The organism is Nitrospiraceae bacterium (assembly GCA_035623075.1).
Classification (GTDB): Bacteria; Nitrospirota; Nitrospiria; order Nitrospirales; family Nitrospiraceae; genus DASPUC01.
This window is the reverse complement of record DASPUC010000052.1, coordinates 78,148-98,126: the sequence shown is the minus strand read 5'-3', so window position 1 is coordinate 98,126 and position 19,979 is coordinate 78,148. Positions and strand designations below refer to the sequence as shown.

At 56.9% G+C, this 19,979-nt stretch carries 20 protein-coding genes; 16 read left to right on the top strand and 4 right to left on the bottom strand.

Annotation, left to right across the window (positions count from 1 at the left end; translation table 11 throughout):
• The first annotated feature begins 174 nt into the window (after positions 1–174).
• Positions 175–1,056 carry a hypothetical protein gene (locus VEI50_15745; GenBank protein HXX76584.1) on the top strand — a complete coding sequence of 294 codons (882 nt, stop codon included), beginning with the start codon at positions 175–177 and terminating at the stop codon, positions 1,054–1,056.
• Here VEI50_15745 and VEI50_15740 read toward each other — a convergent pair.
• Positions 961–3,924 (bottom strand): proline dehydrogenase family protein, encoded by a 2,964-nt coding sequence (locus tag VEI50_15740; protein HXX76583.1) that lies wholly within the window; start codon positions 3,922–3,924, stop codon positions 961–963. The two genes, VEI50_15745 and VEI50_15740, sit on opposite strands and share 96 nt — an antisense overlap.
• 534 nt (positions 3,925–4,458) lie before the next feature.
• Here VEI50_15740 and VEI50_15735 point away from each other — a divergent pair.
• The 10 genes from VEI50_15735 to VEI50_15690 all read left to right on the top strand — a co-directional run bounded on the left by VEI50_15735 (position 4,459) and on the right by VEI50_15690 (position 13,274).
• Positions 4,459–5,334: an Mrp/NBP35 family ATP-binding protein gene (locus VEI50_15735; protein ID HXX76582.1), complete on the top strand. Its 876-nt coding sequence runs from the start codon at positions 4,459–4,461 to the stop codon at positions 5,332–5,334.
• 25 nt (positions 5,335–5,359) lie between these two features.
• The gene (locus tag VEI50_15730) at positions 5,360–5,665 is read left to right on the top strand and encodes a Rieske 2Fe-2S domain-containing protein (GenBank protein ID HXX76581.1); all 306 of its coding nucleotides are present in this window, start codon (positions 5,360–5,362) and stop codon (positions 5,663–5,665) included.
• 63 nt (positions 5,666–5,728) lie between these two features.
• Entirely contained in the window at positions 5,729–6,697 is a 969-nt protein-coding gene (pdhA, locus tag VEI50_15725; protein HXX76580.1) for a pyruvate dehydrogenase (acetyl-transferring) E1 component subunit alpha, read from the top strand.
• Between the two features lie 7 nt (positions 6,698–6,704).
• Positions 6,705–7,682, top strand: a complete 978-nt coding sequence (locus tag VEI50_15720) for a pyruvate dehydrogenase complex E1 component subunit beta (GenBank protein ID HXX76579.1) — start codon at positions 6,705–6,707, stop codon at positions 7,680–7,682.
• A gap of 20 nt (positions 7,683–7,702) precedes the next feature.
• Entirely contained in the window at positions 7,703–8,071 is a 369-nt protein-coding gene (locus VEI50_15715) for a hypothetical protein (GenBank protein HXX76578.1), read from the top strand.
• Between the two features lie 14 nt (positions 8,072–8,085).
• Complete coding sequence (locus tag VEI50_15710) at positions 8,086–8,442, top strand: hypothetical protein (protein HXX76577.1); 357 nt, start codon at positions 8,086–8,088, stop codon at positions 8,440–8,442.
• The gene (locus VEI50_15705; protein HXX76576.1) at positions 8,435–9,634 is read left to right on the top strand and encodes a dihydrolipoamide acetyltransferase family protein; all 1,200 of its coding nucleotides are present in this window, start codon (positions 8,435–8,437) and stop codon (positions 9,632–9,634) included. Before VEI50_15710 ends, VEI50_15705 begins: the two co-directional genes overlap by 8 nt.
• Positions 9,631–10,581: a lipoyl synthase gene (lipA, locus tag VEI50_15700; protein ID HXX76575.1), complete on the top strand. Its 951-nt coding sequence runs from the start codon at positions 9,631–9,633 to the stop codon at positions 10,579–10,581. Before VEI50_15705 ends, lipA begins: the two co-directional genes overlap by 4 nt.
• A gap of 624 nt (positions 10,582–11,205) precedes the next feature.
• On the top strand, positions 11,206–11,829 hold the full coding sequence (locus tag VEI50_15695) for a TrkA C-terminal domain-containing protein (protein ID HXX76574.1): 624 nt from the start codon (positions 11,206–11,208) through the stop codon (positions 11,827–11,829).
• Positions 11,830–11,876: 47 nt separating this feature from the next.
• Positions 11,877–13,274 (top strand): Do family serine endopeptidase, encoded by a 1,398-nt coding sequence (locus VEI50_15690; GenBank protein ID HXX76573.1) that lies wholly within the window; start codon positions 11,877–11,879, stop codon positions 13,272–13,274.
• A 6-nt stretch (positions 13,275–13,280) separates the two neighbouring features.
• On the opposite strand, the gene fusA is transcribed toward VEI50_15690, so the two are convergent.
• Complete coding sequence (fusA, locus tag VEI50_15685; GenBank protein ID HXX76572.1) at positions 13,281–15,380, bottom strand: elongation factor G; 2,100 nt, start codon at positions 15,378–15,380, stop codon at positions 13,281–13,283.
• Between the two features lie 70 nt (positions 15,381–15,450).
• Positions 15,451–16,182 (bottom strand): DNA repair protein RadC, encoded by a 732-nt coding sequence (gene radC / locus VEI50_15680; protein ID HXX76571.1) that lies wholly within the window; start codon positions 16,180–16,182, stop codon positions 15,451–15,453.
• 184 nt (positions 16,183–16,366) lie between these two features.
• On the opposite strand from radC, the gene VEI50_15675 reads away from it, so the two are divergent.
• The 5 genes from VEI50_15675 (at position 16,367) to VEI50_15655 (ending at position 19,513) form a co-directional block, all read left to right on the top strand.
• Positions 16,367–16,540: a hypothetical protein gene (locus VEI50_15675; GenBank protein HXX76570.1), complete on the top strand. Its 174-nt coding sequence runs from the start codon at positions 16,367–16,369 to the stop codon at positions 16,538–16,540.
• 288 nt (positions 16,541–16,828) lie between these two features.
• Positions 16,829–17,389, top strand: coding sequence for a 16S rRNA (guanine(966)-N(2))-methyltransferase RsmD (rsmD, locus tag VEI50_15670; GenBank protein HXX76569.1), 561 nt, complete (start codon positions 16,829–16,831; stop codon positions 17,387–17,389).
• Between the two features lie 6 nt (positions 17,390–17,395).
• Positions 17,396–17,884: a pantetheine-phosphate adenylyltransferase gene (gene coaD, locus VEI50_15665; GenBank protein HXX76568.1), complete on the top strand. Its 489-nt coding sequence runs from the start codon at positions 17,396–17,398 to the stop codon at positions 17,882–17,884.
• Positions 17,881–19,074, top strand: a complete 1,194-nt coding sequence (locus tag VEI50_15660) for a pyridoxal phosphate-dependent aminotransferase (GenBank protein ID HXX76567.1) — start codon at positions 17,881–17,883, stop codon at positions 19,072–19,074. Before coaD ends, VEI50_15660 begins: the two co-directional genes overlap by 4 nt.
• A 58-nt stretch (positions 19,075–19,132) precedes the next feature.
• Positions 19,133–19,513: an FmdB family zinc ribbon protein gene (locus tag VEI50_15655; protein HXX76566.1), complete on the top strand. Its 381-nt coding sequence runs from the start codon at positions 19,133–19,135 to the stop codon at positions 19,511–19,513.
• 19 nt (positions 19,514–19,532) lie between these two features.
• Here the strand turns inward: VEI50_15655 and VEI50_15650 are convergent, their stop codons facing one another.
• Positions 19,533–19,949 (bottom strand): hypothetical protein, encoded by a 417-nt coding sequence (locus VEI50_15650; protein HXX76565.1) that lies wholly within the window; start codon positions 19,947–19,949, stop codon positions 19,533–19,535.
• Between the last annotated feature and the right edge of the window lie 30 nt (positions 19,950–19,979).

The following is a 19,979-nucleotide window of genomic DNA, read 5'->3' as shown; positions in this document are numbered from 1 at the left end:
GTCGGCTTGAAGGCCGAACTGATTGCCGTTGTGAGGGCATAGGGTTGCCATTATGGTCAGGACGTTCTCCCAAGGCAAGTCTCACGCTCTTCGAGTGTGGGGTGATCCTCAGAGCGTTACTTGCCGCCCTAGCGACGCCTGTGATACCGTCAGCCCACTCTTTGGATGATGTGTATGCCCGTAAACTCGGTTGCCGTCCGCTGTATCGTCATGGCCGGATTCCTGCTTGGTTTCGGGGGCGTCGCACCGCTTTCCGTACTCCATGCCGAAGAGACGGGGATCATCGCCCATTCGGAAGAATATTTTCCCGACGAAGTGGGCAATCGGTGGACATATCGTGGCCAAATCTCTGAGGGTCCTCTCCAAACAATCGACTTGAAGGTATTCAGTAACGTGTCTTCTGTGACTGGAACAAAATCGATCAAGGGCTTAAAAGTTACAGTCTTCCATGATTCCAACCCTGGGAATCACGGACCATCAGATAGCTTCTATCGGCGCGACATTGTGGGAATTGTTTATTACGGGTCTGAGCCGGGAACTCCCCTCGAGAAGCAGCTGATTCCCTATCAAATTATCCGGTTTCCGATGAAGGTCGGGACATCCTTCCAACAGTTCGACCGTTCAGGGTTAGATTTCGGCACCGACATGGATCGGGACGGTACGAACGAGAAAGCTGATGCCCGAGGCCATGCGACGATCGCGGGGGTGGAGTCCGTCACCGTTCCGGCCGGAACGTTCAAGGAGGCGGTCAAGGTTGAAGCCCAGATGACGATGCGGATTCATCTGTCTGGAGCTGACAAGACCGCGACGGGAACCGACGTCATGACAGCCTGGTTTGCGAAAGGGGTGGGACTGATCAAATATACGGAGCGTCAGGAGATTTCCTTAGTCCAGGACCGTGGAGTGGTGACGGAAATTACGGAAGAGTTGGAATCGTACGAGGTGAAGCCGGCGGAGACATCATTCGATTGGCGCGAAGCCCCTGCGCAGCGTATTTTCGCTAATGATTCGACTGACCGTGAATTGCATCAGATAGTCCTGTCCCCCCGCCTTTGATCCGACTCCGGAAAAGCGATGTCCACCAAAAGGCTGTCGACCGACGAGTGCACCGGTTATCGGCCGGTTGAGATACAGATTTCCCACATCGAACTGCTGCTGTGCGAGGGCTAAATTCTCTGGGCTTCGTGAATAGACGCCGCCGGTGAGCGCATAGGACGTTGCGTTGGCCAGCGTCAAGGCCTCCTGAAACGATTCGGCTTTCATCACTGCGAGCACAGGTCCGAAGATTTCTTCCTGCGCGAGCCGATGCGTCGGCTTGACATCGGCAAATACTGTCGGCCCCACATACCATCCGGGACCAGGTACAGCCCGTTCGACGACCAAGCGGGCATCCTGTTTTCCCATCGCGATGTGTTCGGTGATTTTCGTCTGGGCGCGGCTGTCGATCACCGGTCCGACCTGCGTGCCCGGTTCTTCGGGGTTCCCGATGATGAGGCTCAGGACTGCTTCTTTCAGCCGATCAAGAAATAGGTCATAGATTGAGGCATGCACAATCGCCCGAGAACAGGCGGAACACTTTTGGCCGGCATAGCCAGTAAAGGAGGTGACGATACCGGTGATGGCTTCGTCGAGATCTGCCGTCTCATCGACGATGATTGCGTTCTTGCCTCCCATTTCGGCTATGACACGCTTGATCATAATCTGTCCTGGCGCAACGGCACTTGCATCTCTCATGATGTTCAGGCCCACGTCCTTCGAGCCGGTAAATGCGATCGTGGCCACGTCAGAGTGCTGCACCAATAGCCGCCCGATCTCCGGCCCACCGGCCACACAGCACAACGCTTCATCCGGTACCCCGGCCTGGCGAAGGATGTCCGTCAGGATCTGCCCCAAGACGGAGGACCGCTCAGAGGGTTTAAAGACGACGGGATTACCCGTCACGAGAGCTGCCGAGACCATGCCGGTCGGAATGGCCAGTGGAAAATTCCACGGGGCGATGACCGCCGTCACCCCTCGCGGGTGATACGAACGGTGATTGAGTTCCCCCGGCTCGGATCCCAACCGTGCCGGGATGGCGAGTCGTTGCCATTCCGCGGCATAGAACTCCAGAAAATCGATGGCCTCTGCCAGATCAGCGTCCGCTTCCCGCCAGGGTTTACCGCATTCTAAAATCTCCCAGGCGGCCAGCTCGTCGCGGCGCTGTCGCATGAGCGAAGCGGCTCCGCGCAGAATGTTGACACGATCCTCCGCAGCTGTCTCGCGCCAACGCTGCCAGCCTGTGACCGCACTTCGTACAGCTTGGTCGATCTCATCGGGCCGCGCAGTTGTCACGTGCCCGATTGCCTCATCCGGCCGGTTCGGGTTGCGAGACTCGATGACCGGACCGGATGGCTGGCCGCTTCCGATTGAAGATGCCCACTTCTTGCCCAGGTGCGCTCGGACTGTCGCGAGGGCGGTCTGCATTGCAACCCGGCGGCCGGCCTCTGCAAAGTTGCTGGTCGGCTCATTGTAAAATCCGACATTCTCGGCGCCTCGTGAGGAGGCTGTTTTAGCTGGCGCGGCGCTTCCTGATGAAGGAGGAGCGAGCAACGTCGTCAAAGATTCTGATTCCACATACTCCTTGCGGAGAAACGATTCATTCGACGTGTTTTCAAGCAAGCGTCGGACGAGGTAGGCCATTCCGGGGAGAAGTTCTCCGATCGGGGCATAGAGTCGCAAGCGGCGTCCCAGTTGAGTGATGGCCTGCTGAAAGGGCTCGGCCATTCCAAAGATCATCTGATACTCCCAGGTTTCCGGAGACAGCTTGAGTGATCTGGCCGTAGCCTCGATGTGGGCCAGCGTCCGGAGGTTATGCGTACCGAAAGCGGGTCGGATAATCGTCGTGTGGGTTAGCAGGGTCTGGGTGAGCGTTTCATAGTTGGTATCCGTCTCGACTTTTTGCTCGAAGAGGGGAATCGACCATCCTCGTTGCCGGTAGCGAATGATATCCGAATCCCAGTAAGCGCCTTTCACCAAGCGCATGGTGATCGGAGCCGACCGATGACGGACCCACGTAAGGAGATGATCGACGTCCCGCTGTGTCTCTCGATGGTACGCCTGAAGCGCAAGCCCCACGTGCGGACATGTCCGATAGGCCGGTTCTGAAAACAGCCTGGTAAAAATTTCTATCAGCAGATCCTTCGTCTCAGCCTGTTCCATGTCGAAGATCAGGGAAGCCGGGAGCTTCATCGCCAGGTCGAGGATGGGATGTAACCGTGCTACGACGGACCGATAGCTGCCCTCGGGGTCGATCGGGTCCAGATGTGGCGACAGCGCCGAAATCTTGAGCGAAAGCTGAACGCGCGGGATAAGACCAAGATGATCCCGTTCCAGCAACGGGACGGACGGCCATTCCGTGGCAATCTGGGTCAGTTCGTGCAAGGCCTTCAGGCATCGATCCCGATACCGGTCGCCTTCGCGGTCACTGATGGTGGCTTCTCCCAGGAGATCGACGGACCAGGACCGTCCCTGCGTCCACAGCTCAGCCAACACCGGTTCCGCTTCAGCGACTGTGCCGCCGGCAATAAAACTCCTGGCCATCTGTTCAACTTGGGTCCTGATCGCTTTTCCGGTGAGCCGAGCGCCAAGCTGCGTCGCCGCCATCGCATGGAGCCCCCATTGCGCCCCGAAGATTTGCGCACTCACATTTCCCAAATACTCTTGCGCGAGGGTCACGACTCGCGCATCGTCGACGACCGAAGGTAATACGTCGATGAAGCGAAACAGCTGTGTCTTGAAGGCGCTGTCATGCATAGCCAAGTTGATGGCCGCTTGCGACCACCAGCGGAGGTTGAACATGCTCGGTGCCTGACCGGCTGAAAGACGGGCAAGTTGCTCACCAATGCGACGGATTTCTGGTTCCAGGGAAGGACCACCTGGGTGCATGGGCATCCTCAGACAGGGCGATGGCGAACCTTCTTTTAGTATACACTGCGATGCTGCTGCTAAAAAATTCCTCTCCTCCGTTTGCGTCAGACAGTGCTTCCATTTCCCCCTGTGATGTTCCGATTAAGCGATTCCCGCTGCTCAGCAGAAAGAAGGATAGTCAGGTCGCGCTTGAACACCGGTCTGCGCTGGGAGAGTCGGCCCGCCTCCATCGGTACCTGTGGCGAGGGGGTGCCATACTCATCATCACAGCACGCCTGTGTTGTCCTGAACGGGCCCCACGTGAGACAAGTCCGATTTATCTGAGTGGATCATCTTGACCCTTTCCCCGGTTGGCCTCGCCACGAATCTGCGACGGCTCGATCGCCTTGTTTTATCGGAGTGGCGCTGCCCCGTTGGCCCAGTTGGGCTATGGTACCTTGGTCCAACCGGCCCATTTTCTTTCGCTGCCTCAATCGCTTATGATGAAAGAAATACTTCTTGAATTCGCTTATCGTGCTTGTACGGACCGTATGCGAGACGAGGGAGGATCCCATGGCCGACGAACATGCGCATGGCACACAACCAGCTGAGGGAAAAGACAACCTGATTCCCGGCGTGAAACACGCTATCGCGATAAGCAGCGGCAAAGGTGGGGTGGGAAAATCGACTGTAGCAGCAAACCTCGCTTGCGCACTCGCGCTGGCCGGCGTCAAAGTCGGACTGTTGGATGCAGATCTCTACGGCCCGAACATCCCGATGATGATGGGAAGTACCAAAGGTCCCGAGCAGAAAGACGGCAAGATTCTACCAGTTGAAAACTATGGTGTGAAACTTATCTCCATGGCTTTCCTCGTTCCGGAAGAATCTCCGCTCGTGTGGCGTGGACCGATGGTCCATCAATACCTGCAAGCGTTCTTGCGCGACGTCCTGTGGGGCGAACTGGACTACCTGCTCATCGATCTACCACCTGGCACCGGAGACGTCCAACTTTCTTTGTCGCAAATGGTGCCGCTGGCCGGTGCCATCACGGTGACCACGCCACAAGAAGTCGCGCTCTACGACGTCCGGAAGGGCATGGCCATGTTTCAAAAGGTGAATGTCCCGCTCCTCGGCATCATCGAAAACATGAGTTATTTCGTCTGCAGCCATTGCGGGGAACGGACCGAGATCTTCTCGTATGGAGGCGGTGAGCGAGCGGCGGAGAAGCTTGCCGTGCCCTTCCTCGGACGGATCCCCATCGATCCGGCAATTCGTGACGGAGGCGACACCGGACATCCTATTGTCGTGGCCGATCCGGCCTCCCCGCAGGCCGCCGCGTTCCGTGATATTGCGCAGAAGATCATCGCCGAGGTGGGTGGTGCAGGGCAGGGGAGTACGCCGATCGAGAGCCTGCTCAAGAAGATCAAAAAACCCTTCACAAACAACTAACGGATAATCGAAAGGAGGGGGAACCATGGGGGAGTTTGTTCGAGTGGCCGGCACGGCAGATGTCAAACCGGGTCACGGCATTGTCGCAGAAGCCAGCGGCAAGACTCTCGCGGTCTTCAATGTGGACGGTACGTTCCACGTCATTGACAATACCTGCGTGCACCGCGGCGGGCCTCTTGGTGAAGGCGACCTCACAGGGAACGTGGTCACCTGTCCCTGGCATGGATGGGAATATGATGTGACCACCGGCGGATGTGTGAATAATCCTGCGGCAAAAGTGGAACGGTACGAAGTGAAGGTCGAGGGCTCCGACGTCAAAGTTCTTCTCTAGCCCCACGATTGATCCGACAACATCGGGGTTGAGTCGGCTCTCAAGCCTCTGCATAATGCATGTATGGACCGAGCCGACCTGCTCTCGCTCTATCGGGACATGCTGCTGATCCGCCGGTTTGAAGAAAAATCGGCGGAGATGTATGCCCTCGCCAAGATTGCCGGCTTCTTGCATCTCTATATTGGAGAAGAGGCGATCGCTGTCGGCGCCATTACCGCGCTCCGGCCGGATGACTACGTGATCAGCAGCTACCGCGACCACGGACACTGTCTGGCCCGCGGCTCCGACCCGGGACGAGTCATGGCCGAACTCTTCGGCAAGGCGACCGGCCTATGCAAAGGGAAGGGCGGCTCCATGCACCTCATAGACGTCCCACGCCGGTTCATGGGCGGTTACGCCATCGTGGGTGGCCACATCCCGCTTGGAGTGGGTCTGGCCTTTGCGACCAAGTATCAAAAGCTCGATCTCGTCACGGTCTGTTTCTTCGGTGAAGGGGCGGTGCCGAGTGGGCAGGCACACGAAGCGCTCAATCTGGCCGCCCTGTGGAAACTTCCCGTGATCTTCATCTGCGAGAACAATCGCTATGGCATGGGCACGCCGGCTGAACGGGCAATCGCGCTCTATACTGATGTGGCAGGGATGGCCCGTTCCCATGGCATTGCGGCAGAGCGTGTCGATGGGATGGATGTCCTGGCGGTCCGTTCACTGATGCGGAAGGTGGTGGATCAGGTTCGCGCGGGACAAGGACCATTTTTCCTCGAAGCGATGACCTACCGATTCATGGGCCATTCGATGGCCGACCCGGCGCATGGACATTACCGAACCAAAGAGGAAGTGGAAGAGCATCGCAAGCATGACCCGCTCCTGTCGCTGAAGGAGACAATCCTGCGCCACAATCTGGGCACGGAGGCCGACTTCAAACAGCTCGAACGAGATATCAGTGAGGTGGTGATGGCCGCCGTCAAGTTTGCAGAGGAAAGTCCCTTCCCGGCGCCGTCGGACTTGCACAACGATGTGCTGGTGAAGGAATAGGTGATCCATGGTGCTGTCGTACCGGGACGCGCTCAATCAAGCGATGCGGGAAGAAATGCGTCGAGACTCGCGCATTTTTCTGATTGGCGAAGAGGTTGCGTACTACCAGGGCGCCTTTAAGGTGAGCAAGGGTTTCATGGAAGAGTTCGGCCCGCAGCGGGTGATTGACACGCCGATCACGGAAGCTGGCTTCACGGGCCTGGCCATCGGCGCTGCCATGGCAGGATTACATCCCATTGTCGAACTCATGACGTTCAATTTTGGCATTCTCGCGCTGGATCAGATCGTCAACAACGCTGCTAAGCTGCACTATATGTCAGGCGGGCAGCTCACGGCTCCCCTCGTGATCCGTGGTCCAGGCAGTGCTGCTCACCAATTGGGCGCCCAGCATTCGCAGAGCCTGGAGGCGTGGTTCTGCCACGTCCCGGGGTTGAAAGTAATGGCGCCGGCGACCCCCCACGATGCCAAAGGCTTGCTTAAGAGCGCGATCCGGGACGAGAACCCCGTCATCTTCATCGAGGCCCAGTTACTCTATGCAACGAAGGGCGAGGTTGCCGAAGGGGAGTACACGATTCCCGTCGGGGTCGCCGAGGTGAAACGCGCAGGGGACGACGTCACGATCGTTGCCTACTCGAAGATGCTCTTGCTCGCGTTGGACGCGGCCGACCAACTGAGTCGCGAGGGTATCGAGGCGGAGGTCGTCGATCCACGGACTCTCAGACCGCTGGATATCCAGACGATCGCCGCCTCAGTGAAGAAAACTGGGCGCCTGGTGATCGTCGAAGAAGGCTGGCCGTTCTGTGGCCTCGGCGCGCAGATTGCCGAGAGTGTATACGCGGCGGCGTTTGACTATCTCGATGCGCCCATCCTGCGCGTCACCGGGGAAGACGTGCCGATGCCCTACTGCCGTCCGCTGGAGGATGCGGCCATTCCGGATCAAGTGCGCGTCGTCGCAGCTGTAAAATCAGTCTGCGGTAAGCGGTAACCAGAGAGGCACGATCAGCCATGTCATCGCACACTCAGACTCCCAACCATATCGACATCACAGCCACACTGGTTCGACTGTATGTCTTCCTCGCGCAATACCTCGATCGATGTCTCGATGAAGCATCTCGGAAGGCGTTCCCGGATGAAGAACTGCATGCCCATCTTGCCAAGACGCGCGCCGCGATGGCGGACATCCTTGCAGTCAATCCGGTGGTCAAGGGTAAAGTCGAGAACGAATGCAAAGACGTGCTCGCCCTCGGAGCCGCGATCTTGAAAGGCGGCCATGAGCGAGCGACGACAATGGAGCCGATGCAGGCACAGCGCGCCATCCTGAAGACCAAGACGATCGCCTTGAGCGACCTGTTGGCTGTTTTTCGAGCTCTGTGAAACCAAGTGAACACATGGACCAGCACCGACTCGCCGGCCTCGATGCACTTGAGCGTGGGTTCAGCCGACCAGTCGAGTTTGAACTGGCCGAAGGCGGTATTCGAGCCATCCTACGATATGAGACAACGCGTGTCGTGACAGCCGTACGGGATACGCAGGGGACCGCATTGGAAGAATTGATCCATACCCTTCACGAACAGGGCTACTCGCAACTGCGCAGTCAACTGAGCGTACGAAACGGTCTGTACCTGGGCTCCCAGGAACCATGGATCGAATATCTGGATCCGGAACGGAAAGCCGAGCAATCGGGTGGGTGGTTCGACAAATTGCGCCGCTGTTTCCAGCGGCGACATGAGGAAACGCATGGCTAGCCGCGTCGTCATGCCCAAACTCAGCGATACGATGGAAGAAGGTGTCCTGCTGGCCTGGAAGAAACGCGAAGGCGACCAGGTTCAGGCAGGGGAGGTCCTCGCTGAAATCGAAACCGACAAAGCCGTCATGGACCTCGAGGCGTTCGCATCCGGCGTCCTGCGCAAGATCCTGGTGCAGAACGGGGAAACCGTCCCCTCGGGAACGCTGATCGGCGTCATCGGCGAGCCAGATGAAGACATCACCGCGGCATTGACCGACACCATCGCCGCTACGCCGGCCGCAGGAAGCAGCACAAAAGCAAGCACGGCGCCCGGTGCGGGCCCGGTGGTGGCTCCGCCGACCCGTGCAGAGGGTGTTCATCCCATCGCCTCGCCTCGTGCGAAGGCTCTTGCCGCCGAACGAGGGATCGACCTTTCCACCATCGCAGGCACTGGCCCTGGCGGGCGGATTGTCGAAGACGATGTCGTGAAGGCGGTACCTGTGACGCAGGTCATGCCTCCGGGAACAGACCACCCGTTGAGCCAGATGCGAAAAGCCATTGCCCGGGCCACCAGTCAAAGCAAGGCACCGGTACCGCACTTCTACCTCACCATCGACATCGATATGAATCCGGCTGAGCGATTCCGCGATCAGAGCAAACAGAGCCGTCAGAACCATCCATCCGTTACCGATCTGTTGATCAAAACTGCGGCTCTGGCCCTCAGTCGCCATCCTGAGATCAACGTGTCTTACACCGGTGACGCGATTAGGCGGCATGCAAGCATCGATATCGGTGTGGCGGTTGGCATGGAAGATGGCCTCATCACGCCGGTTATTCGCGACTGCGGCTGTAAGTCACTCCACGACATCTCGACTGAATCCCGAACACTAATCGAACGGGCCAAACAGAAACGGTTGCGCCCCGATGAGTACACTGGCGCCACATTTTCCATCTCCAACCTTGGAATGTTCGATGTGGAAAACTTTATCGCTGTGCTTATTCCGCCCCAGGCAGCCTCAATCGCTGTGGGCGCCATCCAAGATGTGCCAGTCGTACGGAAAGGCACCATAGTACCTGGCCGACGCATGAAGGTCACGTTGTCATGCGATCACCGAGCCTTAGATGGATTACAAGGCGCGGAATTCTTGAAGACCTTCAAGTGGTGTCTGGAGCACCCTCAAGAGCTTATTCAACGAGGAACGACTCCATGAACTTCATACCGATCGACCGGGTTCGTTCCTTGCCATCTGAATCCGCGAATAGCCGTGGACATTCAGCCATTGGCCGGCCACGATTACCGCCCTGGTTCAAAGTTCATGCAAAAACCGGCCCTGACTATCTCGACATTAAGCACACGATGGAACAGCTCAAACTCCATACCATCTGCGAGGAAGCTCGTTGCCCCAACGTCTGGGAATGTTGGAACGCCCGCACCGCGACCTTTCTGATTCTTGGGAACATCTGCACGAGGCGATGTCACTATTGCTCGGTCACCACAGGCCGTCCGCTGGCTGTGGATCATGAAGAACCGCTCCGTGTCGCCGAAGCCGTTCGGGCATTGGGTTTACGCCATGCGGTTATCACCTCCGTGAACCGGGATGAATTGGCGGATGGCGGGGCCGCCATCTTTGCCGGAACGATAACCCACATCAGACGGTTGATTCCGACCTGCACGATCGAAGTGCTTATCCCGGATTTTGAAGGGAACACCACGGCGCTCGCATCCGTATGCGCCGAGAAGCCAGATATCCTGAACCATAACATCGAAACTGTCCCGCGGCTGTTTTCGACACTTCGCCCTCAAGGAAAGTATCGGCGTTCTATTGAGCTGTTGCGGCACGCGAAGGAGCTGGGGATGACGACGAAATCGGGGCTGATTCTGGGGATGGGCGAAACAGTGGATGAGGCCCGCGAAGTTATGCACGATCTGCGTTCCATCGACTGCGATATCATGACCATTGGACAATACCTCCAGCCGACCAAAGACCACCTGCCCGTCGTACGCTTCTATGATCCCTCCGAATTTGCCATGTTAAAAGAGGAGGGGCTAGCTCTCGGTTTCATGCACGTCGAATCAGGTCCATTGGTCCGTAGTTCCTATCATGCTGCGCAGCACGTCGTCTCCGACCAAAACGGAGACTTTCCTGACCCTCGTTAAGTCGGCGTTCTTCTCGTATTTCTTTACATTCTTTGGCTGAGTGCTTGGCTTCAAACAGGTACGCTCGCCGGTGCTCGAGGCGGAGCCTCTGAGGGCATACTCCGTCTCGTGTGAGGTATGGAGATGAAGGGGGTTGAGACACTTGCGTGGCTGGTTCTGGCATTCTCAGATGGATCCGACTGTCTGCTTCAAGGATCGTTCCACGGGCTTCCACAGGGTAGAACGTTCGTGAGGGAAGACGGCTGCGCGGTGCAATCTCAACAGGACGGAGGATATCTCGTGTTTTGGTCCGACCACCGTTGGGTGGCGATCAGAATTCCGTCAGGGGCGAAGTCCTTATCCTACCGATGGGGGCGCGCCGTGGCACACGTGAATGGGGATAGTGTGAATGTCCAGCAGTGGACCGTCCATGAGCGACTCTTACCATGGGAGCACTTTTCCGAAATGGAGTGTCGGTGGTGCTGGACGCACTCGGCTAGCCTTGGTGCTATCACATGCTCGGTCGTGAGAGAGATTATCTGTATTGACCTAACAACGGGAGGAGAGTAAAGGATCAGGACATCACAGAAGAGATTAATAGGTTTACATAATAGATCTTATCGGACATTGTAATCGCGGGTCCTCATGCTGCTTGAATTTCTTGGTCGCCTTCAAAAAGAACTCTCGATTACTGGCCAGGCCATCTATGAGACGATTCTCGCCATTGCCGAACGCGTAAACCGGAAAGTCGAAGTCCTTCGTCTCCATGGCCAAGCCTCTGCAGCCATCACCCAGGTTGATATGGCGCATGCCGATCTTGGCCGCCAGATCGCCGCCCTCTGGCCTCGGAAATTTCTACCTGATCATGAAGCGGCCGTTGCGACTGAATTGAACCGACTCCTGACCCAAACCAGTGCCCGCGTCCACCAGCTCAAACAGGCGCTCCTCACAGTTGATAGCCAGGTACGGGCGCTGAAACTCGAGACGATACAGGAAGATTTACTCACGCTTCAGCGAGACCTCAGCCGCCGATCCGCTGCCCTTGAACGTATTGTCTTGTCCGCCGGCGCTCCTGCGATCGGACAAAAAATCGTTGAGCTGCACCTTCCGGAGTCAGTGCGCATCGTGACGATCTTTCGAGGCCCTTTTTTCATCAATCCATCTGAGGACCTGGTGCTGCGCACTGATGACATTTTGATCGTGGTCGGACTGCAAGCTGATCTTGCCAAGGCGGCTTCACAGGTTGCTGGCCGTGTGAGGTCCGCCTAACCTAGCAACAGCAGACATCGAGAATGGGCGTGGTATAAAATAAATAGATGTATATGACCAATGCGCGTCATATCCTTTCCCTGTTATCTGCTATCGTGCTCATCCTGCAGCTGGATGTGGGTCAGGCTGGCACTGAGCCGGACAGATCAGCTCCCACACGCTCGCCTAACGGCCTTCAAATGTTGGAGGAAATTCAGACTGTCATCACCGAGCTCGCTGAGTCTGCAAAGCCGTCCGTCGTCAATCTCTTTCCCCTCAGCGGTCCTGGACGCGCTCGAGAATTGCCTCAGGACCGAATCCCCAACTCTCCGGGATCCGGGTCAGGTCTGATTGTGGATGCCGACGGCCACATCGTCACAAACAATCACGTGATTGGAGACGCCACAGAAATTGAGGTGCGCTTGTCTGACAAATCGACCCTGATCGGACAAGTAATCGGGAAGGACCCGGATACCGATTTGGCGGTCATCAAGGTTACCCCTGAGCACCCGCTCGTCTATGCCAAGTTTGGGGATTCGAGTTCAGTTCGTGTCGGCCAATGGGTTTTGGCGGTGGGCAACCCCTTCGGCCTGGACCGGACAGTCACCTTGGGGGTGGTCAGCGGAATCGGACGAGAAAACATTAATCTTTCACGCTATGAAAATTTCATTCAAACCGATGCCTCGATCAATCCGGGTAACTCGGGAGGACCATTGTTTAACCTCCACGGCGAGGTGATCGGGATCAATACAGCCATCATCAACTTTGCGCAAGGCATCGGGTTCGCCATCCCCTCCAATATGGCCAAACAGGTGATCCAGCAATTATTGGCGAAGGGACGCGTGGTTCGTGGATGGCTGGGGGTCGGCATTCAGCCGCTCACGCCGGAGCTGGCACGTAAGTTCGGTGTCCGCGAAGGGGAAGGAGTGCTGGTCAACGAAGTGTTTGAGAAGGATCCCGCTGCGTCAGCCGGCATCAAGCCCGGCGATATCATTACCAAGATCGATGGCAATCCCGTCGATACTCCTAATCGTCTCTCCCGGCTCGTGGCCGGCTTACTTCCCGGAGCGACAACGAAAGTCGAAGTTGTGCGGGATCAGACGCGATTGACTTTGGAGGTAGGGTTGACGGAACGACGCGATACTGCGGTGGTGGCGTCGCTCCCGCAAGCGCGAACGGAAGTGAAACTGGGACTTGATGTGCAGGATTTAACGGCCGGGTTGGCCGACAAGTTTAAACTTCGGGAAAGCAAAGGTGTGCTCATCACCAAAGTCGACCCCGGAAGCCTGGCGCAATCGGAAGGGTTGCGCGAGGGAGACCTTATCAAAGAAGTGAACCGCGCGGAAGTCGGTACAGTTGGCGAATTCTCAACAGCGATCTCAAAAATCCGACGCGGAGAGACCGTCCTACTCCGAGTTCTTCGCGAAAACCGGGCGTTCTATGTAGTTCTCAAGTCGTCTGAGTAACGACACTCATTGTGCGACGACTGTGTGTTTTTCGGCCTTCTGCTCCTCAATCACCCGCGTCGCGAGATCTCGGGGGACTTCCTCATAGCGGGTGAACGCCATTCCATAGCTGCCACGTCCCCCAGTCAATGAATTCAGGGTGGTGGCATAGGTCAATACCTCGGCCAGTGGCACCAGGGCGGTAATGAATTCCGTATGGTCCTTCGCTTCGACGTGGAGGATCCGCCCGCGCCGCGAATTCAAATCCCCGATCACGGCCCCGATATGATCTGCCGGTGCTTCGACTTCCAGCGTCATCAATGGTTCCAACAGCACCGGATGAGCGGATTCCATCGCTTTCTTAAAGCCCATCGAGGCGGCAATTTTAAACGACATCTCCGATGAATCCACGACATGGTACGACCCATCATAGACGGTGACCGATAGGTCAACGACGGGACAGCCTGCAAGTGTGCCGTGCTGCATTGCCTCGATCACGCCCTTTTCCACAGCGGGAATGAAGTTACGAGGGATCGCACCACCCACGATTTTATTGGCAAATGTAAAGCCAGCTCCGCGTGGAAGCGGCGCAAGTTCGAGCCAGCAATCGCCATATTGGCCATGGCCACCCGTCTGCTTTTTATACTTCCCTTGAGCCTGAGCCGTCCCCCGAATCGTTTCACGATAGGGAATCTTGGGTGTGTGCAGCACGACGTCCGCCCCGTACTTGCGATGGAGCTTTTCGAGGGCGATGTCGATATGGAGTTGACCTAACCCACTGAGGACCATTTCCTTGGTGTCGGCATTGCGATGGAATTCAAGCGTTGGATCTTCTTCAATCAGCTTGTGGAGACCCAAACTGACCTTGTCAACGTCCGCCTTGGCCTTTGGTTCAATCGCAAACGACATGACGGGCTTGGGTAAAGCCACGCTACTATAGCAGATGGGAGCCGTTTCTTCACACAGCGTATCCCCGGTTTGCGTATCTTTCAGTTTCCCGAGTGCGATGATTTCTCCGGCCTTGGCAAAAGGGATGGCCGTGTGTTTCTTGCCCACGAGCGTATAGAGGTGCCCCCCTTTTTCCTTCATCGCACGGGTTGCGTTAAATACAATAGAGTCGGCCTGCAAGGTGCCTGAAAGGACCCGTACGTAAGAGAGTCGCCCGATGAAGGGATCAATAATCGTCTTGAATACGATAGCGGACAAGGGATCCCCTGCACCGGCCTGCCGCCGTACCACTTCACCAGTCTCCGGATTGACGGCTTCCAAGGGGGCGCGCGTTGCCCGTTCAACCGGAGATGGCAACAGACCAGCGACGGCGTTGAGCAGCGGGACAATGCCGATGTTTCTGAGTGCAGACCCACAGAACAGTGGAAGCAGCTGCCCAGCGTGGACCGCAGACCGGAGCCCGTTCAGCAGATCCTCCTGGGATAATTCTCCGGCCGAACAATACTGTTCCAATAACCGATCGTCGGCTTCCGCGACCGCTTCCTGGAGCCGTTTACGAGTCTCTCCTACTTCCTGTTGCAACGATTCTGGGATCGGAGTCTGTTGAGCTTTTGGAGACTCTGTTTGAGAGAGCACCTGGACCTGGGCTAGCAGATCAATCACCCCTACGAGTTGACCCCCCGTGACAATTGGTAATGTAAGAGGAAGCACTGGTGAATCGAAGCTACGGCGGCACAGGGCTATGAGGTCCTCGAGCGAGACACTCTCCTTGTCGAACTCGTTCGCAAAGATGAGACACGGCAGCCGCAATTCTTTGACGCGAGCCCACACTTTCGCGAGTTCGCTCCGAACCCCGGAAGTTCCGACGACGATGATCACGGCATCAACCGCCTGCAATGCCATAAGGGATTCGCCGAGGAGGTTGAGTGCGCCGGGTGGATCGATCAGGTTCAGAGTGGTCTGTTGCCAAGAACAGCGAAGCAGGCTTGTACTAATAGAAGTCCGCCGATGAATCTCTTCCGGCTCAAAATCGGAGGCCGTGTTCCCTTGCGCCACGGCTCCAAGAACCGGAATGGTCCCCGTCGTAAAGAGAATGGCTTCAACAAGCGAGGTTTTCCCAGCTCCGGCACTCGCCACCACAGCCACATTTCTGAGGGACTCCGCACGTTGCTCATTCATGAGATCCTCCTTCGTCTAACCGGAAGGCAAGAGACTCGTCCAGTTACTGCATAGATGGATTACATCAAGATCACTCCTTCTGAACTTCAGGACCTGTGGTAGGACACGTGAGCCTTCCCTGATCAGCAAAACTCACATAGCGGCCGTCGCCCACAATGAGGTGATCTAAGACTCGAATTCCGAGTACTTCCCCTGCGGCCACGAGCCGGGACGTCAAGGTACGATCTTCTGGGCTGGGCGTCGGATCACCACTGGGATGGTTATGGAGAAAAATGACGGCGGCAGCGGATTCTCGTACGGCAAGATTGAACACTTCCCGTGGATGAACAATGCTCAGCGTAAGGCTGCCCTTCGACACCGTCGCATCCCGGAGAATCGCGTGTTTGGCGTCTAAGAGGACCACTTTAAAAATCTCATGACGGAGATCTCGAAGGCTGGGATGGTAGTGATGAAACAGGTCGCGACTCGACGTAATCTTCGTCCCCGTGGCCAACGGAGCAGCGAGCACACGCTTGCCGAGTTCGATCGCCGCTTTCAGCTGCGCTGCTTTGGCTGTGCCGACTCCCGGAATGGCACAGAGCTCCTCAATCCCGCAATGTGCGAGTCCTGAAAGCCCATTGAGACGGTCTAGCACTTCGAGGCCGATCTGCAACGCCGAGGATCGCTGACGGCCGACACGAAGGAGAATGGCTAGAAGTTGAGCATCGCTGAGGGAACTTGCCCCGTGGGCGAGCAATCGTTCTCGGGGACGTTCGGCTTCTGGCCAGTGGGCAATCCCGACTCGTTGTTTGCTGCTACCCATGACGGCCTTTCGCGCACAAATTTCGACAGTTCGAACGTTTTTGTACTAGAGGCCAGAGTCCTAGGAACCGCCTTCTGACAAATACGTAGCACCTAACATGTTGAAATTACGTATTGCGACAATTTGGTGCAGGTCTTGCTTGGTTCCGCCGACAGCTGTGCACGTAACTACCAGGGAGGATTCGATGGAATGCCCGAAGTGCAAAGGCCTCATGATGCTGGAACGCTTCTCCGACTTCTTCCTCATCTTCTACGCGTGGAAGTGCATTAACTGCGGCGCTATCATAGACCGTACGATTTCCAACAACCGGCGGAAGAGTCTCGCCGCACGGGATCCTCAACCGGTCGCAACGCGCTAACACGCACCGCGACGCTCCTCGGGATAGTCTGTGGTTCTCATCGGAGCATCGCTCTGATCCCAAAACTGCGACAGAAGCCACACAGCCCACCGGCGCGGCATTATAGCCATCCTTCGTCGATATCGTCAAAGCACCGAAGCGACTTTCCTGGTATTTCCCTAATCATGCGGAGAGATCACCGGGTCGTAGTGTAGCCTTACTCGATCGGCAACCGCGTGTCTTCGCTTGACCCCTGCAAAAACGCTGTGTTACAGTCAATCGCTCTAGAGTCAGCCCTCATCTGAAACGATGCGAGTCATTGCTGGGTCCCATCGAGGTCGGCGCTTGAGTGGACCGCGAGGGACTTCTCTCCGTCCCACCTCAGACAAGGTTCGCGAAGCCCTTTTTTCGATACTTGGGACGCGTGTAACGGGGGGGCGCTTCTTGGACCTGTATGCCGGTACTGGAGCGGTCGGGATCGAAGCGTTGAGTCGGGGCGCGGTGTCGGTGACCTTTGTTGAGGCGAGCCCCAGCACCGCGGCGTTGCTTCGCAAAAATCTTCATGCGTGCCATCTCGCGGAACGTGCGCGGGTGTGGGTCGGGCTGGCCGACGCCTTTCTCCAACGACGTGATCGATGGGACGGCCCGTATAATGTGGTGTTCGCGGATCCTCCTTATGCCGCGCGAAAGGAGCTCGACGTGCTTGCTGGCCTCGGACGAGCAGGGCTGCTAAGCCCTGACGCGGTAATCGTCGTCGAGCACGCTTCGCTAGACGAATCTCCTGAACGAATAGGGCCCGCGAGGCTGACACGTCGCTATGACTATGGCGATACCGTGCTCTCTCTCTACCAGAATGAGACCCAGCAGTGAGTCATCATGAAAATCGGCATTTACCCGGGCACTTTTGATCCGATCACCCACGGCCATACCGATATCATTACGCGCAGCCTGCGCGTGTTTGATAAAGTGGTGGTCGCCGTTGCGCCGAATCCGTCCAAGTATCCCCTCTTCGACTTGGATGAGCGATTGGAGATGGTGAAGCTGGTGATGAAGGACTTGGGTCAAGTCGAAGTAACGGCGTTCGAAGGACTCCTGGTCGATTATGTCGAACGGTCGGGCGCGCATGCCATCATTCGAGGTCTTCGCGCAATCTCTGATTTCGAGCACGAGTTTCAAATGGCGCTCATTAACCGTAAGTTGGCCAAGAAGGTCGAAACAGTTTTCTTAATGCCGAGCGAGGAATATTCCTATCTCTCATCGACTATCATTAAGGATGTCGCTAACCACGGCGGCTCTCTGACCGAATTTCTTCATCCAGAAGTCGCACGGCGACTCCAAAAACGGATCAGGAGTCTCAAACCATGAAGCTGGCAGCTCGGGCCGGACGTATCGCCCCCTCCCCTACCCTTGCGATGGCGGCGACTGCCAAGGCTATGGCCGCCCAGGGCATCGACGTGATCGATTTTTCTTCGGGCGAGCCGGATTTCGACACGCCGGAACCGGTCAAAGCGGCTGCAGAGGCAGCCATTCGGTCCGGATTCACCAAATACACACCGTCGTCCGGAACCGACGAGTTGCGCGCGGCGATTGCCGAGAAACTGCTCGTTGAACAAGGGCTACGCTACGAGAAAGCGCAGATTTTGGTCTCGTGCGGAGCGAAACATTCTCTTTACAATCTCGCCGAGGCATTGCTCGAAGCCGGCGACGAAGTGATTATCCCCGTTCCCTACTGGGTATCCTATTCTGATCAGGTGCTCCTGAACGACGCGACCCCTGTCCTATTATCGACGCGAGAGGAAGAAGGCTATACGATCCATGCCGATGAACTGGAGCGCTGCATCACGCCGCGGACCAAAGCGATCATTGTAAATAGTCCGTGCAACCCCACAGGGGCCACATACGATCGGGCGACGTTGGAACGGATTGCCGCCATCGCCATCAGACGAGACATTGTGATCGTTTCCGATGAGATCTATGAGAAGGTGTTGTACGACGGGGTACGCCATGTGAGTATCGCATCATTGGGGCCGGATGTGGCCGCTCGCACCGTCGTGATCAATGGTGTGTCAAAGGCCTATGCGATGACGGGCTGGCGCATCGGGTTTGCCGCTGGTCCTAAACACCTGCTCACCGCTATGGCCAACATCCAAAGTCAGAGTACGTCGAACCCTTGTTCGATTTCACAGAAAGCTGCCGTGGCGGCACTGCGGCTCGGCGGATCTTTCACGGAAAAGATGGTGGCGGAATTCGATCAACGTCGGCGCGTGATGGTGGAACGACTCAATGCGATGCCCGGCGTGCGGTGCTCGATGCCGACCGGTGCCTTCTATGCATTTCCCAACGTGCAGGGAGTACTCGGTCGACAGGGACCGGGCGGCACAGTCAAGACCCCGACGGATTTGGCCAACTACCTGCTTCACGACGCCAGGGTTGCCGTAGTCCCAGGCGAGCCCTTTGGAAGCTCCCATCATCTTCGGATGTCGTATGCCACGGGAATGGACATTATCCGTCGAGGGATGGATCGTTTGGAGGCAGCCTTTGCCAAATTGACGTAAGGGTCAGTCAATGCCGGGGGGGGCGTCTCCGTACCAGACTCACGAGGAGGAATATTTCGTGCCGATCTATGAATATGTGTGCGATGGCTGTGGCTATCGGTTCGAACGGAAACAGAGTATCAAAGACGACCCAATTGCGACCTGTGAACGGTGCGGGAAGTCCGCCACACGACTGATTTCTTCGCCGGCGATTATGTTCAAAGGCAGCGGGTGGTATGTGACCGATTACTCGGACAAGCTCAAGCCTCCCGCCGGCAGTGAGCCTGCGGCAGCGGCGACAGCTGAAAAGGGAGCTGCTGAGAAGAAAGAGACTCCAGCAGGTTCATCGGCATCAACAACGCCGGCCTCTTCACCCTCCTCATCATCCTCAACCAGTCCGTCGAGTTCTCCCTCCCCGTCTTCAGAACCCACGACCCCGACCTCAACTACCGCGAAGTAGGAGGTGACCGGCTTCGTCGCTAGTGTGTCGTTGTTGTCTTCTTCTTCGCCGGAGCCTTGGCGGCAACCTTTGACGATGATTTGGTTTGTGCCTTGGCGGTCGAACTTTTTGCCGGTGCCGGCTTGGCCTGCTTGGCCAAGCGCTCCTGCGCCGCCGCGAGACTACTTTGCAGGCTGTTGATCATGGACGTCTTCTCGCGATTTGCCCGACTCAAATCATCGACCTGCGCCTGCAGGTCATCCTTCACCTTCGTCAAAGCTGTCACTTGATTTTGCAACTGCGCGCGTTCGGCCGTCGCCGCTTGCACCTCCGACCGTAGCTGCTCGATCTGCGCTTGCAACGCCGGCGGCCAGTAATCACATCCTGCGACGATCAAGCCTAGTCCTGCCACGGCACAGAGCCTTAACCAGTTATTCCACCCCCGACCATCTCCCATAGTTCTCCTCCTTTCCGCCCCATACGGGAA

Excerpts from the sequence above, each read along its gene's own strand:
- VEI50_15745 (HXX76584.1), top strand. The coding sequence starts at position 175 with ATGCCCGTAAACTCGGTTGCCGTCCGCTGTATCGTCATGGCCGGATTC.
- VEI50_15740 (HXX76583.1), bottom strand. The coding sequence starts at position 3,924 with ATGCACCCAGGTGGTCCTTCCCTGGAACCAGAAATCCGTCGCATTGGT.
- VEI50_15735 (HXX76582.1), top strand. The coding sequence starts at position 4,459 with ATGGCCGACGAACATGCGCATGGCACACAACCAGCTGAGGGAAAAGAC.
- VEI50_15730 (HXX76581.1), top strand. The coding sequence starts at position 5,360 with ATGGGGGAGTTTGTTCGAGTGGCCGGCACGGCAGATGTCAAACCGGGT.
- pdhA (HXX76580.1), top strand. The coding sequence starts at position 5,729 with ATGGACCGAGCCGACCTGCTCTCGCTCTATCGGGACATGCTGCTGATC.
- VEI50_15720 (HXX76579.1), top strand. The coding sequence starts at position 6,705 with ATGGTGCTGTCGTACCGGGACGCGCTCAATCAAGCGATGCGGGAAGAA.
- VEI50_15715 (HXX76578.1), top strand. The coding sequence starts at position 7,703 with ATGTCATCGCACACTCAGACTCCCAACCATATCGACATCACAGCCACA.
- VEI50_15710 (HXX76577.1), top strand. The coding sequence starts at position 8,086 with ATGGACCAGCACCGACTCGCCGGCCTCGATGCACTTGAGCGTGGGTTC.
- VEI50_15705 (HXX76576.1), top strand. The coding sequence starts at position 8,435 with ATGGCTAGCCGCGTCGTCATGCCCAAACTCAGCGATACGATGGAAGAA.
- lipA (HXX76575.1), top strand. The coding sequence starts at position 9,631 with ATGAACTTCATACCGATCGACCGGGTTCGTTCCTTGCCATCTGAATCC.
- VEI50_15695 (HXX76574.1), top strand. The coding sequence starts at position 11,206 with ATGCTGCTTGAATTTCTTGGTCGCCTTCAAAAAGAACTCTCGATTACT.
- VEI50_15690 (HXX76573.1), top strand. The coding sequence starts at position 11,877 with ATGTATATGACCAATGCGCGTCATATCCTTTCCCTGTTATCTGCTATC.
- fusA (HXX76572.1), bottom strand. The coding sequence starts at position 15,380 with ATGAATGAGCAACGTGCGGAGTCCCTCAGAAATGTGGCTGTGGTGGCG.
- radC (HXX76571.1), bottom strand. The coding sequence starts at position 16,182 with ATGGGTAGCAGCAAACAACGAGTCGGGATTGCCCACTGGCCAGAAGCC.
- VEI50_15675 (HXX76570.1), top strand. The coding sequence starts at position 16,367 with ATGGAATGCCCGAAGTGCAAAGGCCTCATGATGCTGGAACGCTTCTCC.
- rsmD (HXX76569.1), top strand. The coding sequence starts at position 16,829 with ATGCGAGTCATTGCTGGGTCCCATCGAGGTCGGCGCTTGAGTGGACCG.
- coaD (HXX76568.1), top strand. The coding sequence starts at position 17,396 with ATGAAAATCGGCATTTACCCGGGCACTTTTGATCCGATCACCCACGGC.
- VEI50_15660 (HXX76567.1), top strand. The coding sequence starts at position 17,881 with ATGAAGCTGGCAGCTCGGGCCGGACGTATCGCCCCCTCCCCTACCCTT.
- VEI50_15650 (HXX76565.1), bottom strand. The coding sequence starts at position 19,949 with ATGGGAGATGGTCGGGGGTGGAATAACTGGTTAAGGCTCTGTGCCGTG.